Annotated in this window: 13 protein-coding genes; 8 read left to right on the top strand and 5 right to left on the bottom strand. The window is 38.3% G+C overall.

Features of this window, described 5'->3' with window-relative positions:
• Positions 1 to 191 precede the first annotated feature (191 nt).
• From yycF to rlmH, 8 genes are all read left to right on the top strand, one after another.
• Complete coding sequence (yycF, locus tag FAY30_RS25755; protein ID WP_149872513.1) at positions 192 to 902, top strand: response regulator YycF; 711 nt, start codon at positions 192 to 194, stop codon at positions 900 to 902.
• 8 nt (positions 903 to 910) lie between these two features.
• Complete coding sequence (gene walK / locus FAY30_RS25750) at positions 911 to 2,737, top strand: cell wall metabolism sensor histidine kinase WalK (RefSeq protein ID WP_149872883.1); 1,827 nt, start codon at positions 911 to 913, stop codon at positions 2,735 to 2,737.
• Positions 2,734 to 4,056: a YycH family regulatory protein gene (locus tag FAY30_RS25745; RefSeq protein ID WP_149872512.1), complete on the top strand. Its 1,323-nt coding sequence runs from the start codon at positions 2,734 to 2,736 to the stop codon at positions 4,054 to 4,056. The genes walK and FAY30_RS25745 overlap by 4 nt, the downstream gene beginning before the upstream one ends.
• Positions 4,043 to 4,840, top strand: coding sequence for a two-component system regulatory protein YycI (locus tag FAY30_RS25740; protein WP_149872511.1), 798 nt, complete (start codon positions 4,043 to 4,045; stop codon positions 4,838 to 4,840). The genes FAY30_RS25745 and FAY30_RS25740 overlap by 14 nt, the downstream gene beginning before the upstream one ends.
• Before the next feature lie 6 nt (positions 4,841 to 4,846).
• The gene (locus FAY30_RS25735) at positions 4,847 to 5,641 is read left to right on the top strand and encodes an MBL fold metallo-hydrolase (protein ID WP_149872510.1); all 795 of its coding nucleotides are present in this window, start codon (positions 4,847 to 4,849) and stop codon (positions 5,639 to 5,641) included.
• 186 nt (positions 5,642 to 5,827) lie between these two features.
• Complete coding sequence (locus FAY30_RS25730) at positions 5,828 to 7,054, top strand: S1C family serine protease (protein ID WP_149872882.1); 1,227 nt, start codon at positions 5,828 to 5,830, stop codon at positions 7,052 to 7,054.
• A 144-nt stretch (positions 7,055 to 7,198) separates the two neighbouring features.
• Positions 7,199 to 7,357, top strand: coding sequence for a CxxH/CxxC protein (locus FAY30_RS25725; protein ID WP_149872509.1), 159 nt, complete (start codon positions 7,199 to 7,201; stop codon positions 7,355 to 7,357).
• A gap of 100 nt (positions 7,358 to 7,457) precedes the next feature.
• Positions 7,458 to 7,937 (top strand): 23S rRNA (pseudouridine(1915)-N(3))-methyltransferase RlmH, encoded by a 480-nt coding sequence (gene rlmH / locus FAY30_RS25720; protein WP_149872508.1) that lies wholly within the window; start codon positions 7,458 to 7,460, stop codon positions 7,935 to 7,937.
• A gap of 82 nt (positions 7,938 to 8,019) precedes the next feature.
• Here the strand turns inward: rlmH and FAY30_RS25715 are convergent, their stop codons facing one another.
• The 5 genes from FAY30_RS25715 to FAY30_RS25695 all read right to left on the bottom strand — a co-directional run bounded on the left by FAY30_RS25715 (position 8,020) and on the right by FAY30_RS25695 (position 15,944).
• Entirely contained in the window at positions 8,020 to 9,150 is a 1,131-nt protein-coding gene (locus tag FAY30_RS25715; protein WP_149872507.1) for a Ger(x)C family spore germination protein, read from the bottom strand.
• Positions 9,151 to 9,163: 13 nt separating this feature from the next.
• Positions 9,164 to 10,249: a GerAB/ArcD/ProY family transporter gene (locus tag FAY30_RS25710; RefSeq protein WP_149872506.1), complete on the bottom strand. Its 1,086-nt coding sequence runs from the start codon at positions 10,247 to 10,249 to the stop codon at positions 9,164 to 9,166.
• An 8-nt stretch (positions 10,250 to 10,257) separates the two neighbouring features.
• Positions 10,258 to 11,742 (bottom strand): spore germination protein, encoded by a 1,485-nt coding sequence (locus FAY30_RS25705; protein WP_149872505.1) that lies wholly within the window; start codon positions 11,740 to 11,742, stop codon positions 10,258 to 10,260.
• A gap of 1,854 nt (positions 11,743 to 13,596) precedes the next feature.
• The gene (locus tag FAY30_RS25700; RefSeq protein WP_149872504.1) at positions 13,597 to 14,073 is read right to left on the bottom strand and encodes a PAS domain-containing protein; all 477 of its coding nucleotides are present in this window, start codon (positions 14,071 to 14,073) and stop codon (positions 13,597 to 13,599) included.
• A 641-nt stretch (positions 14,074 to 14,714) separates the two neighbouring features.
• Positions 14,715 to 15,944: an NAD(P)/FAD-dependent oxidoreductase gene (locus FAY30_RS25695; RefSeq protein WP_149872503.1), complete on the bottom strand. Its 1,230-nt coding sequence runs from the start codon at positions 15,942 to 15,944 to the stop codon at positions 14,715 to 14,717.
• Positions 15,945 to 16,147 lie beyond the last annotated feature (203 nt).

Here is a 16,147-nt window from a genome sequence, read left to right as displayed (position 1 = left end):
AGTCTCTAGTGAAATACTAGGGGCTTTTCATTTTTTTGGAGGCTGCGCCAAATATTGGGTTGCCAATCTTGGCAAATGCTACTTATAGGTGAATTTAAGCGAATAAAATGTTAAAGTAAACTAGTATGGGTATGACTTCTAGATGCTTTTTTTATTGTATATATACTATTTGAATGAGAAGGAGTAATGGTATGGAAAAGAAAATTCTTGTTGTTGATGATGAAAAGCCAATTGCAGATATTTTGCAATTTAACTTAAAAAAAGAAGGTTATGTGGTCTACTGCGCCTACGATGGAAATGAAGCACTACGCCTGGTAGAAGAAATCCAGCCGGATTTAATTCTTTTAGATATCATGCTTCCACAGAGAGACGGGATGGAAGTATGCCGCGAAGTCCGTAAGAAGTATGAAATGCCAATTATAATGCTCACAGCAAAGGATTCTGAAATTGATAAAGTATTAGGGCTTGAACTTGGGGCAGATGATTATGTGACCAAACCATTTAGCACAAGGGAATTAATTGCCCGCGTTAAGGCAAATTTGCGCCGCCACAATCAAATTCTCGCTCAGCCGGATGCTGAAAGTGAAACGAATGAGATTGAAATTGGCTCGCTAGTCATTCATCCTGATGCCTATGTAGTGTCCAAACGAGGCGAAACGATTGAGCTGACACACCGTGAATTTGAACTGCTTTACTATTTGGCACAGCATATTGGTCAAGTGATGACAAGAGAGCATTTGCTGCAAACCGTGTGGGGCTACGATTATTATGGTGATGTACGAACGGTCGATGTAACCGTAAGGCGCTTGCGTGAAAAAATTGAGGATAGCCCGAGCCATCCAACATGGATTGTCACCCGCCGCGGGGTTGGATATTATTTACGCAATCCTGAACAGGAGTAGTTTACTTGATGAAAAAAGTTGGCTTCTTTCGCTCGATACACGTAAAATTTGTAATCATCTATGTCCTCCTAATTTTAGTGGCGATGCAAATTATCGGGGTCTATTTTGTCAAGCAGCTTGAACAAACCTTACGAACCAACTTCCAGACCTCATTGAAGGAACGGGTGAATTTACTCGCCTATAATATTGTCGAAGAGATGGAAAAAGAAAGAACACCTGAAGACCCTACCCTTGAGGAGGATATCAATAAAATTCTGCGTGACTTTGAAGCAGGTGATATCTCGGAAGTGCGGGTGATTGAAAATAGATCGCTAAAAATCCTCGGAACTTCTAATCGCGGCAACCAAGGGGTAGTCGGACAAAGGACGACATTGCTTCAGGTGAAACAATCAATGGTGTTAGAAGAGGATCAAAGTGTTATCAAAGTTGATAAGCCGTCAGGTCACAGGATTTGGGTCCTCTCCACTCCGATTAAGTCAGGGAAAAAGGTAATCGGTGCTATCTATTTAGTGGCAAAAATTGAAAGTGTATTTGAACAGATGAAAACGATTAATGGCATTTTTGCAACCGGCACAGGTATTGCCTTAGCAATCACGGCTGTTTTAGGAATTTTGTTAGCTCAAACCATTACACGGCCGATTGCCGATATGAAGAAGCAAGCCCAGGCGATGGCAAAAGGGAATTTTTCGCGGAAGGTTAAAGTGTACGGTCATGATGAAATTGGTACATTAGCTATGACCTTTAACCATTTAACGAAGAAGCTTCAGGAAGCCCAGGCAATGACGGAAGGGGAACGAAGAAAGCTATCATCCGTCCTGTCATATATGACGGATGGGGTAATAGCGACGGACCGAAAAGGCCGGGTGATTTTAATAAACGAACCGGCTGCTGACATGCTGAATGTTTCACGTGAAACAGTTCTTTCTCAGCCGATTGTCTCTTTATTAGATTTAGATGATACCAATACTTTTGAAGATCTTCTCGAAGAAAAGGATTCATTAATCTTAGACTATAGTACGAAAGCAGAACGCTATATTTTACGAGCGAACTTCTCCGTTATTCAAAAGGAAACCGGCTTTGTCAATGGTTTGATTGCCGTATTGCATGATATAACAGAGCAGGAAAAAATTGAAGCGGAAAGAAGAGAGTTTGTTGCCAATGTCTCTCATGAATTACGGACGCCGCTAACCACGATGCGCAGTTACCTGGAGGCCCTTGCTGACGGGGCGTGGCAGGATAAAGAAATTGCACCCAACTTTTTAGAGGTGACGCGGACAGAAACAGAAAGAATGATCCGGCTTGTCAATGATCTGCTGCAGCTATCGAAAATGGATAGCACAGATTACAAGCTGAATCGGGAATGGGTGAATTTTGTTAAGTTCTATCACCGCATCATCGACCGATTCGAGATGGCCAAGGAACAAAACGTAACCTTTAAAAGAAAACTGCCGAAACAAGAGATTTTTGTTGAAATTGATGAAGATAAGATGACGCAGGTGTTATACAATATCATCTCTAATGCCTTGAAGTATTCTCCAGAAGGCGGCCAAGTTACTTTTTCGGTTAAAGAAAATAATGACCAAATAATCGTCAGTGTCTCCGACCAAGGTGTAGGGATTCCAAAAGAGAATATTAGCAAGATTTTTGACCGCTTTTATCGTGTTGATAAAGCAAGAGCTCGGAAGCTGGGGGGGACGGGACTTGGTTTGGCCATTGCGAGGGAGATGGTCAATGCTCATGGCGGGGCCATTTGGGCAACGAGTGAGGAAGGAAAAGGAACGAAGATTTCCTTTTCACTGCCATACGAACGTTCTGAAGAGGATGAATGGTCATGAGATACGAAAATATAAAGTCGTGGATTTTAACTGTATTAGTCTTGTTTAGTATTCTGTTAACATGGAATCTTTGGACATACCAGCCCAATTACGACACGTTGGAAAATAGCAATATAGTTGACGAGGTTACGGTAAGTGAAAAGCAAGAGGTTCAAAAAATTGTTAGACCGGACCAAGTCTTGTTTCATATTAAAGAACAGCATTATGGAACGAATAATACGGCTGAACTTGAGAAGGTAATTAAGGAAATGAGTCGGTGGTCCATTTTTGATGTGAAAAATTATACGGACAAGGTAGAAAATATCGAGGAGTTACTCCATGGCAGCGGGAATGTTGAGGTAATCTTTCCCGGAGAAGTGCCGATTGAATTATATCGAAGTGTTTTAAACATTGAAGGAAAAAGGGTGCCGTCGTTTAACTTCAATCGGATTATTATTAACGTGGAAGGGCTGAATAAGGAAAACGGGATTGTCTATTTTGTTTCCTCTGAAAATCAGCAGGTCTATATTAGTCATATCTCATCAACTAATTTGACCGAGTTTAATCGTGATTTTTATAAAAATGCCAATCGTTACCCGCAGTATTTTGCCTATAAGGTATCTGATAGACGTACGTTATTTCTGCCAGAGGGCGAAACAGAAATGACAACATATAAATATTTGCCGATCACGCTGAATTCTGAAGAATTCAGGGCTGCACTCTTTAACGATCCAAGTTTCGTACAGAAAAGCTTTGTGCCTCAGGGAGAAGAGTACACGAGTGATTCAAGTAAAATGAATATCAATTATGATACCAATATCCTTCGTTATGTGAATCCGACAGCAGAGGATAATTATATTGACAGCTCCTACGATTTAGTGAAAAGAAGCATTGATTTTGTCAATGAGCACGGCGGTTGGACAGACTCCTTCCGGTTTGTTTCAAAAAGTGAATATAAACGGTCTGTAACCTTCCGCTTATACAGTATGGACGGCTATCCCGTTTTTAACGATCTCGGCCTGTCGGAAATTAATGAGGTCTGGAGCCGGGATGAAATTAATATGTATGTTCGGCCGAATATTGCGTTAGATCTGCCGCTGACAACGGAGATGCAAAAGGTTACGCGTCCATCGGGACATGTCGTGTTGGAGTATTTACAAAATAAAAAGAACTTTAAGCCAGAGCTGCTTGAAGAATTGATCTTGGGCTATCGCATGGAAAGGGATGTGGAGGAGAATAAATTAATTCTTCTAGAGCCCGCCTGGTTCTATCGTTATGATAAAGACTGGGGGCAAATTACGATGGATGAGCTAGGAGGACTAAAGCATGGATTGGAGTAAAATAAAAACCATTTTTATCATTACCTTCCTGATCCTTGATGTGTACCTCTTATTTCAATTCATGAAAATGCGTGATGCCAATAAGTATGAAGTCATAACAGAGGCTTCTTTTGAAGAAAAGCTAAAAGCGGATGAAATAACGTATGTGGAGCTTCCTAAGGCACCGATTAAGGATCAATATTTAAGTGCAAAACCGAGAACCTTTACCAAGAGCGATCTTGCAAAGCTAAAGGGTCAGACTGCTGTAATTAAGGATCCAGGTACAACGCTGCAGGTGACACTTGATAACCCGCTGCAGTTAAATACGAAGTTTGAACCGGCTGACCTTTCTTCTTTGTTTAAAGAAAATATTCTTTATGGTGAGCATTATCAGTTTTGGGAGAAAAATGATAAAAAAAATACCATTACTTACTTTCAACAATATGACAGTTTTCCCTTATATCAAAATATAAAGGGAATGATTACATTTACGTTTAATGCTGACAATCAAATTGTTTCTTATGAGCAAACTTATTTAGAGGATATTGAAAAATTAACGGCAAAAGAGGAAATTCTCCGGCCGTTAAAAGCGATTGAAACCTTGCATCAAAAGGGTATATTAAAGCCGAAGAGTAAAATTACCAAAGTGGAGATTGGTTATTCGACACTGATTGGTTTAGCCGCTTCCCAAGTGTTAGCTCCAACCTGGCGCTTTGTTGTGGATGATAAGGAAAGTTTGTTTGTGAATGCCTTTGAAGGGCAGATTATTCAGTTTAATAGTGATGAAAATAGTAAAGTGGAGTGAGACAGTATGTCGTTACGATATAGCATTCTGGCAAGCGGGAGCACAGGAAATGCCCTGTATGTGGAGTCCGATGAACATTCCTTTCTCGTGGATGCCGGGTTTAGCGGGAAGCAGATGGAGTCGCTTTTTGGACAAATTGACCGTGATATCAGCAAGCTGTCCGGTATTTTCGTCACGCATGAGCACAGTGATCATATTAAAGGGATTGGTGTGCTCGCCCGTAAATATCATTTACCCGTCTATGCGAATGAAAAAACATGGCGGGCGATGGAAAGTTCAGTTGGTGTGATTCCGACCGAGCAAAAGTTTGTTTTTAACATGGAAACGGTAAAGAGCTTTGGTTCGGTTGATATAGAATCATTCGGTGTCTCGCATGATGCTGCGGAACCCATGTTTTATGTGTTCCATCAGGGCGGGAAAAAGATTGTTCTGATTACCGACACAGGCTACGTGAGCGACCGAATGAAAGGGACCATCTCTAATGCCGATGTGTATATTTTTGAATCAAACCATGATGTGCAAATGCTGCGGATGGGCAGATACCCTTGGAACATCAAACGAAGAATTTTAAGTGATGTCGGCCATGTCTCCAATGAGGATGCGGCATTTGCAATGAGTGATGTCGTTGGGGACAATACGAAGCGGATTTACCTTGCTCATTTGAGCATGGATAATAACATGAAGGACTTAGCAAAGATGGCGGTATCACAAACGTTAGAGAGCCGCGGACTCATTGTCGGCGAGCAGTTCGATCTCTATGACACAGATCCAAAAACCCCAACCAATCTAACAGCTGTATAGAATTTTTTAATGAAGTTGTCCTTTTTTGAAGGCACTTCATTTTTTTTATGAAAAAACTATGAACAAATTGAGAAGTTTTCTTTAAAGTCATGCAACTTTTTAGTAATTTAAGGATGAATGAGTATAATTGTTAGTATAAGCCAAAATAAAAAATAGCAACCTTTTCGAATGAGAGGAATGGTGTTAATGGGTTATTATGATGAGCATCCACAGGAGCGTTATCGGGGACAAAAAGGAAAAAGAGGCGGTTATTTTTTCGCCAGCTTAGTTGGTGCAATAATTGGCGCCATGTTAGTGGTCTTTTCCATTCCAACCTTGTCAAAGCAAGGTGTTCTGCCTTATACAATTAATCCAAATACGGCACAAGAAACAAACAATACAACACAGCCAAATGTCATTCAACAGCAGGTCTCATATGATGTCAATACGAACATCACAAAAGCCTTTGATAAATCAGGTGAGGCGGTTGTAGGTATCAACAACATTCAGTCGTCTAGCTTTTGGTCGGATAATGTCGATGAGGAAGAGCCCTCCGGGACAGGATCGGGTGTAATTTATAAAAAGGCCGGCGATAAAGCTTTTGTTGTAACCAACCACCATGTTGTCGAAGGCGCTTCAAAGCTGGAAGTAACGATGTCTGATGGGACCAAAATCCCAGCTAAGCTTCTAGGCAGTGATATTTGGACGGATTTAGCGGTGCTTGAAATCGATGCAAGCAAAGTAAAGAAAGTGGCTGAATTCGGAAATTCCGATAGTTTAAAAATGGGAGAGCCGGTGATAGCGATCGGGAATCCACTCGGAGCCACCTTTTCTGGATCAGTTACACAGGGAATTATCTCAGGGCTGAAGCGGACCATTCCGGTTGATATTGATCAGAATGGCATTGTTGACTGGCAATCAGAGGTATTGCAAACGGACGCAGCAATTAACCCAGGTAACAGCGGTGGAGCGTTAATCAACATGGCCGGTCAAGTGATCGGGATTAACTCCATGAAAATCGCCCAAAATGCGGTTGAAGGAATTGGTCTATCCATTCCGATTAATTCGGCCAAGCCGATTATCGATGACCTTGAAAAATTCGGCACCGTGAAACGCCCGTATATGGGAGTGGATTTAAAATCGGTAGCGGAAATACCTGCGTATTACCAAGAAGAAGCATTGAAGCTTCCTCGTGATGTGACTTACGGTGTGGCACTTCGTCAAGTGGTGTCAAATTCACCAGCATCACAGGCAGGATTACAGGAGCTCGATGTCATTGTTGAAATGGATGGGCAAAAAATCAATGATGTCATTGACTTACGAAAACATTTGTATCAGAAAAAGAAAATTGGCGAGAAAATGACGATTAAATTTTATCGCGGCGGGAAGCTCAAGGAAACAACCTTAACATTAACCGGAGAAAAATTACAATAAGATGTTTTAGGGCGGGCAGGAAAGTGAATGTGTGGTTCACTTTCCTGCCTTTTCTTATGGTATTATGAATGAGGTCATAAGTATGATTGGCGATTTATACGTAAAAAATAATGTAGACAATCAAGTTCGGGAAGGTGAAGATAAATGATTTATAGCTGTGAAGAACATATAGAAATTGCCTTAGATGATATTGTGGATCAATTTCAAACATATCCAGTATTATCACAAATACCTGTGGATAAGTCATCAACAGGATGTGAATATTGCGAAAAACAGGCTGTATATATGGTGGCGAACAAATGATTCCATACAAGATGTGGATAAAAAATGTGTATATGTGGATAACTTCTGTGGATAAGTTGTTTGTAAGCTGTTTGTAATCAAATGAAAAGGGCTGTGGATTGTGAATATCTCGATCATATCGGTTGGCAAGTTAAAAGAAAAATATCTTAAACAAGGCATTGAGGAGTATTTAAAAAGATTATCCGCCTATGCAAAAGTGGATGTCATTGAAGTGGCAGATGAAAAGGCGCCTGAAGAATTAAGTGAACTGGAAATGCTGCAGGTGAAGCAAAAAGAAGGCGAACGAATTCTTGCAAAGATAAGCCAAGATACATATGTAATTGCCTTAGCGATTCAAGGAAAGCTAGGATCATCCGAGGAATTAGCGGATTCATTAGATAAGTTAGCGACATATGGAAAAAGCAAAATTGCTTTTGTTATTGGCGGATCGTTGGGGTTGAGTGATGAAGTAATACGGCGATCAAACGAGCAGCTGTCTTTTTCACGGATGACCTTCCCCCACCAGCTGATGAGACTGATATTGGTGGAACAGATATATCGGGCATTTCGGATTAATCGCGGTGAACCGTATCATAAGTAAATGAGGTTCTTCTTAGTTAATATTCTTGAACGAAATAACTTGAAAGAATAAGATAGTAGAGTATTTTTCTCTACTATCTTTACTAATCAACAGCACCTGTTCGTTTTATTTCAACCTTAATAGTTGATTTTAACTTTAATGTTGAATACTTTTCCCTCAAATCTTTATCACTTAAATTGGAATATTTTCTGATGCTTTTTATTTTTCTTCCAATGCCAATTGGATCAGTATTTAATTTTCTTAACTCCTCAAGAAAATCCCCCAATTCTTTGCTTAGTTCTTCCCCAAGCAGTTGCTCCAATTTTTTTATAGATTTCTTATTGTTAAGAGTAATTGCAGGATGTACTTCTATAGTTGAAACCTTAATCGTTGCGTTTAGATAAAAGTCATCTTCGTTAGATAATTCAACTTTTCCGCGGTGCTTTATTGGGCGAATTGTAATATTAAATTTATCTCCTTTTGGCTTTTCGACTAGTGGTATTCCCTTTTTTTCTAAAACCTCTAGAGGAATGTTTAATGTTATATCTCCCAAAGAAGCCCTGCGATTGGTAAATAATTTTATGAACAAGCTTTTTGTCAAAGAAATAGAACCGACCATTTTATCATCCTTTAATAATGCCACCTTTTCAATATAGGGTGCCGCACCATTCTTATTCGATATAATAGGTAAGGTAGGATCGATGCCAATTTCATATAGAGTGGAGAAAAAATCATGCAGGTTGGAGTTTATTAACATTTCATTCCTTTCTTGCTTATCCAATAATTGATAAATATATGACCCCATCTCAGGGTATTCTTCATAGTTATTATTTTTAATGACTTCTTCAGTATTGTTTGTAATGGCCAAAAATATTAATGATCCAATGCTGCTGTCTCGTTGCATTGTATCTAAAAAAGATGAAATTCCTATCATTTCACTTATATCTTTATCAAATAGTATTGTCCTCAATTGTCCAGATGTAATGTCGTGGCTTGTTTGTTGTTCTAACCTTTGTCTTATTTGTTTGCTTGTAGTACCGACGGCAGAAATGGTTTCACTTGTTTTTTCTTCTTTACGGTCGAATTGCAACAAGCTAATAGAGCCTTTATATGTATCTTTATCAAGTAAATCATAACCAATAATAGTTGAAATCCCTTGCCTTTCTAATATTTTTCCAGGGGGCACGCATGCAGTACAGAGAAGACAACAAAATAGAATAAGCCATTTTTTCATCTTTTCAACTCCATTAAGAATGTGAAAAAATTTTAGATTTAATGATTGAAATGAAATATAACAAGATCGGATAGATAAACCATAGGTAAAAGCCGACATGACCAACTTGATCAAAAAAATGGTTATTGTCGACTCTTTTGGTGACAAAAAAACTCGTGATAAAAATGATTATTGAGATTACCCATATACCATGTTTTTGTTTTAAATGAAATATTTGTTTTACTCCTTTTGAAGAAATGAACAGGTATAAACATAAATTTGGAAAAATAACCAATATCCATAATGGAACGGCAATAAATTCAAACCGTTCAAGAAATGGAAAATGGACCGCGCTTATCATACTGACCACAGGCCAAATATGTATTTCTAATTCCTTTGGACTAAAAAATAATATCGAAATAACAGTTGTTATAAATACAATAAGTGTAGTAAACCAGATTGCTAATTGACTGAAAAAAAGCAGCTTTTTTTTCTCCTTTATAAATGGAAAAATAAAAAATAAAGTTTCAAAACCTAACATTGTAAAACTGGTTTTAAATACTCCTTTCATTATTTGTGCTGGGGTTGCCGACATGACGGGTAAAATTCTAGTGAAGTTTATCGATTCAAGTGGTTGATAAAAAACAAATACAAGCCATATAGTCATTAATAAGGATAAGAAACATACCCCTGCAATTACTCTGAATCCGCCAGATACGGCATAAATGGTTACTAATAATAGCGCTAAAACACCTACCCATTCGTCAACTCCTTCATATCCCCATGTCAGGGACAATTCAACATAAGCGATGATGATAGAGTAAAGTGCTGCAATAAAGTAAATAACAATAAAGGTATTGATGATACTGCCTATAAAGCGACCAAATAAATTCTCGTGTATTTCATAAAGATTACAGTTTTCATATTTAGCAAGGATGCTAATTATCATCCAAATTATAACACTAATGAATAGTCCAGAGAGTAGAACGCTGATCCAGGCATCTTGCTTAGCTTCAAGAAAAACAATTCTAGGGACGCCAAGTATGCCCATCCCGATTTGTGAAGTGTGAATGATAAAGAAAGCAATATAGGCGTTTACAAAACTAATATTTGATTTCATTATCCACCTCAAAATTCATCTAAATCGTTTTCTGTTTTTTTAGATTTCCTTCCTATCCGGAATACGTTTAATGGACGATTGACAACAGGACGTTTCCTATAAAAATGGTGTGGAAGCCGTATGAGGAAGTATTTTAAATCCTTTATCCTAAACGGGTATAGAGGTGCAAGATAAGGTCTATTTAAGGATGTCAACTTTAACAAGTGGACAACTAGTACACAGACACCGATCATAATCCCATTAAAACCCCAAACACCTGCTAGAATAATGAAAGGAAATCTGGCAATTCTTATAGCAGTCCCCATCTCATAAATTGGAGCTGAAAAAGCCCCTAATGCACTAAATGCCACGATAATAATTAAAATATTGCTAGTTAAGCCAGCCTCAACAGTTGCTTGACCAATAACAATTCCTCCAACAATTCCCATTGTTTGACCTACTTTTGATGGAAGACGTGCCCCTGCCTCTCTAAGTAATTCAATTAATAATTCCATTAATATTGCTTCTAGTAAAGGGGGAAAAGGAACTTGTGAACGTGATTGCCCAATGACAATTAACAATTTAGATGGTATAAGTTCAAAGTGATAGGTAAGGATTGCAACATAGAATGCTGTAAAGAGCAGTGATCCAGCCATAGCAAAAAACCGTATAAATCTTATGAAAGTACTCAAAGACCAGCGTAAATAAATATCTTCTGTTGATTCAAAAAACGAAAAAAAATTAGCAGGCCCAATAATAGCCACTGGGCTTCGATCTAAAAGGATACCAACCCTTCCATTTAAAATAGAATAGAGAAATCGATCGGGCAGCTCTGTCATGATAAACTGTGGAAAAAAAGAATAATGATTATCTTCAAGACACTGTGACAAAACTGAACTGTCAATTATATCATCAGTTGTAATATTTTCAAGCTTCTGCTTAAGTGTTTTTAGTATGTCTTCATCCGTTAAATCTTTAATATATATAATTCTTAATTTCTTCTTAACACGTTCTCCTATTTCTAATTCATCCGTACACAAATTAGAATTATTTAGATTTTGTCTAATAATTTGTATATTAGAAGACAATGATTCTGTAAACGAAATTTTAGGGCCGTATACCAAAGATTCAGTTTCTGCTTTCTCGATGGATCTTTCAATTGGATTAGCACAATTTACTAAAAGGGCTTTACTTTCTTTTAATAAGTAAATATAAACGAATCCATTTAAAAGTGAAGAAATAATTTCTTGTTCCTTAAAGTCAATCTTTACTTCGTCAATAGGGAAATTTTTCATTAAATAAGAATAGGTTATATCTTTTTTTGGCAGCTGTTGAATGAATTTAATAACATATTCATTAACTGTTTCAGCCTTAATTAAATTTTTCATAAAGACAATTTCCAGACAACCTCCAGCGACCTCAATTGTCCTGCAAAGTAAATCTGGTGATTGGTTGAGGATATATTTAATTTTTTTATAATTTGGGCAGTTATTTTTATTTGGTGTGTTTGTCATTTGAACAATCCTTAATAATTTCTTTTTATTATTTGAAATAAAAAAAAATTTATCCTTATTTTACAAAGAAGTAAGGACAAAAAGTAGTTTATGGACTATTTTTTGAACTGAATTGTAAGAGATAAAAGGTGTAATAAACTGTGTGGAAACAGGATAAGTAGCTGCGTAATCAAAGAGGGTGAAAAATCCTCATTTAGATACAATACGGTGAACCGTACCATAAATAGAGGCAGCTTTATTATTGTTCAAGTTCGGACAAGGAAGAGCATGAAAACAAAGAGTGTTGTCCGAAGCTGTGGGAGCTTCGGAAAAGGAAGGGAGAAAAAAGAGAAAGTGTGTCCGAAGATGAGCTGACTTCGGACAAGGAAGAGCATAAAAACTAAGATAGTGTCCGAAGCACGGCAAAGTTCGGACAAGGAAGAGCATAAAAAGCAAGGCGGTGTCCGAAGATGAGCTGACTTTGGACAAGGATGAGCATAAAAACCAAGAGAGTGTCCGAAGCAGGGCTAAGTTCGGACAAGGAAGAGCATAAAAAGCAAGGCGGTGTCCGAAGATGAGCTGACTTTGGACAAGGAAGAGCACAAAAACTAAGATAGTGTCCGAAGCACGGCAAAGTTCGGACAAGGATGAGCATAAAAAGCAAGGATGTGTCCGAAGATGAGCTGACCTCGGACAAGGAAGAGCATAAAAAGCAAGGATGTGTCCGAAGATGAGCTGACCTCGGACAAGGAAGAGCATAAAAAGCAAGGCGGTGTCCGAAGATGAGCTGACTTTGGACAAGGAAGAGCACAAAAACTAAGATAGTTTCCGAAGCACGGCAAAGTTTGGACAAGGAAGAGCATAAAAAGCAAGGCGGTGTCCGAAGATGAGCTGACTTCGGACAAGGAAGAGCATAAAAAGCAAGGCGGTGTCCGAAGATGAGCTGACTTCGGACAAGGAAGAGCACAAAAACTAAGATAGTGTCCGAAGCACGGCAAAGTTCGGACAAGGAAGAGCATAAAAAGCAAGGCGGTGTCCGAAGATGAGCTGACTTTGGACAAGGAAGAGCACAAAAACTAAGATAGTTTCCGAAGCACGGCAAAGTTTGGACAAGGAAGAGCATAAAAAGCAAGGCGGTGTCCGAAGATGAGCTGACTTCGGACAAGGAAGAGCATAAAAAGCAAGGCGGTGTCCGAAGATGAGCTGACCTCGGACAAGGATGAGCATAAAAAGCAAGGTCGTGTCCGAAGCCGAGTCAAGTTCGGAAAAGGAAGAGATTACCTCCGAAGAAATATCGATCTTCCCCCAATATAAAATTTATATATAATAGCAATCACTTGTTTTTCCAATCGCGGTAAAGTTTTTGTTTAATACCCTGCAAAATGTCCTTTTTGTTAAATTGACGTTGCACCACTCATAAATAGTTGTAGTCGTAATCCTCCGTTCAGGAATAGTAGCTGAAATTCCTTCACATTCCGCAAAATGGCATCTTCGGTCGTTTCATGCCCTTTACACTTTTTGCAAACAAAAAAATGGTTTTGTAAGGAAACCGAAAAGGAATAACAAAACTTACAATAAATTTTCTTTACCAGCTCCTCATATTGGTAGTGAGGTACCTGTGAAAATGGATTTTTAGTTTGGTGCAAGGATAGCAATTGTTTGGCTAATTCTTCGTGCCCTTCATTTAACTTTGATGCGGTGAACCGTATCATAAATAGAGGCAAAAGTTGGAGATTTCCCCAAATGTTTTCTTGCATGTAAATTCATCTATTGTTTTACATAGGTAACCACCAAAACCTCTATAAATAAAGAAAAACACACTGAATTTGGGGATTCAGTGTGTTTTTTAGTAGCTTCTCCAATGGAAAAATTGTTTTACTTAGGCTTAACAGCTAGAAATTCGTCAATAGTTTCAGGGGTATGCTTACCTTCTTTTCCTTGGAAAAGGTCGATATTAACGGTCACATCCATGCATCCAAGATATTTTCCGTTTTTATCACGTACTGCCATGAATTTTTGATAAATTTGACCAGTTTCACCAGTGCGTTTTGGAAACCAAAATTCCCATTCGTCGCGTGCTCCTGAACGGAAATCATTCAACAATTTTTCAACATGATGAGCCACTTTTGGGTGAAGTTCAAGCACATGGCGACCAATTGCTTCGTTACGACGCCCATGGACACGGTTTGGATTATTTGAATACCAGCGGAAAATATCGTTAGCATCGCAAAAACCCATTTCAAATGGTAAAAGATTGATAATTGAATCCAAAGTGCTCGCTTTAATTGCACCAGTTTCAAAATTAATGATAGCTTCAGGACTAATTAATTCTGACAGTTTATTTTCAGACATTTATAACACTCCTTTATGCAAGCTCTCTTTATGAAAGGCTGTATTACACATGTCTGTTGATTTCCGCTCCAGCCAACAGGGAGTATAAATCAACAATATTCTATAACACAGCCTTATGAAAAGTAATAGTATAAATAGTAGTGAGGAAAAATTCTCTACTCTACTCTTAGCAGATTATTATCTAACCTCAGTAATAATGATAACAGTAATAATGTTAGCGAATTGTGATTTATATCACAAAAGTTGTTTTTTGATCATTACTTTTAATTTAGGGGACTGAAAGGACTAACAAAACTGCCAGTTAAGTAGATGAGGTGAACCTTATCATAAGTAAATGAGGTTTTAGCCAAGGTTGGGGTTTAGGTTAAGCACCCGATTAGATAAATAGACGGATAAATCCCACTTATTTAGTAAATTGCATTCGAGAAGTATTTGAAGCTAAGGGATGATTTTTGGAGGGGTTTGGCGAAATGACCTACACGGTGAGCAGTTTTCACTTTTTTTAGGATAATAAAAATGGAGCCTACTATCATAAGACGTGCGGCTCCATTCTTAATTAATTCTTAAAATAAACTCATAAATGCATGGGTATTCCCCTCTGTAACTTTAAAAAATACTCCGTGTTTCGGTTTACCCCATTTTTATCCACTCTTGTTTAGCAAAGGGCGATCTTGCAAGTATAGAGCTAAATCGGGACAGTTCCCTTCAACAATCTCCTTTACAATAAGCTTCGACAGCAACTGGCTGTAAACCGTCCCGTTATCACCGAAGGCAAATAGGAAATAGCTATTTGGAAATGCCTCATATTTGCCGATAATCGGAATGCCGTCCAATGTGCCACCATAAAATGCAGCTAAGTAATATTCCGGCTGTACTTGAATAGTGGGAAACATTTTATTAAATTCCTCAATCAGTTTATTCTTCTTGTGAATCAATTTACTATCGCGATCTTCAGGGTACGAAGTATTATCATCAAGTCCGCCTATGATAATCCGGTTATCTCTAGTTGTCCGCATAAATAAATAAGGACGTGCGGTTTCCCAAATGAGTGTCCTGTTATACCATTCAGAGAGATCATCGACTGGATTGGTTGTTACCGTATATGTACTTACAAAGGAGGCCTTTTTCTCTTTTTTGATTTCTATTCCTTCATAACCTGCTGCAAAAATAATATACCGTGCTTGGATAGAATGGCCATTCTTTGTAGAAACAATCATCTTTCCCCGTTCTTCATCATAATGATGACCGTTCATTTCCATATGTTCATATATTCGGGTTCCTTTTTTTGCGGAGTACTCCAACAGTGCATGTGTGTATTTGAAAGGATTGATTTCTGCATCGTTATATGAATAAATAGCGGCATCCCTGCTAAAAGGATATTTTGCTTCAATTTCTTCCTTCGTTAAAAAAGTAAGGTCACAATTATGCTGCTTTAAAAATTCATATTCCTTTTTTAGACTTTCAACGTCTTCTGCACAGCTTGCAGAATAGAGGGTATCTCTTCTGTTGAATTCACAATCAATGGTGACGTTCTTTGAGGCTGCCTCAATTTCATTAATCGCCTCCTTTAATAATTGTAAATGCCTTTCGATGTAATCTTCCCCAAAGGTGTTGATCAAATTGGTGAACATTTTTTCACCGGAATATTGCAGGAGGGCCGTATTCGTACTAGTACTGCCGCTGCCAATTGTTGATTTTTCAATTAGAACCACATCTAAATTAGTATCAGAGAGATAATATGCACACTGTGCCCCCGAGCTCCCGCCTCCGATGATTAATACATCACAAGAAAGGTCCTCTTCCAATACCGGGTATGATGGTGCATCAGGAAAAGTAGAAGGCCAATAATAGGTTCCAGATTGTAAATTCATCTATATCCCCCAGTTATTAAGTAAGTATAATGTTACTATTTCCAACCTCATTTTGTGTATGCAAAAATCTACTTAGACCACGGTGAAATAATAAGTACCGTCCTTATGTTGACATAACGTCCGCCTGGGTGCGTAAAAATGATAAATAATAAGAGATATAGAAAGGGAGTTGGGAAATTGGTGAAGGCAAAGGCACAAATGGA

Origin of the sequence: Bacillus sp. S3, from assembly GCF_005154805.1 — a bacterium.
In the GTDB taxonomy this organism is placed as follows: Bacteria; Bacillota; Bacilli; order Bacillales; family Cytobacillaceae; genus Neobacillus.
This window is presented reverse-complemented; position numbering and strand designations above follow the sequence as displayed.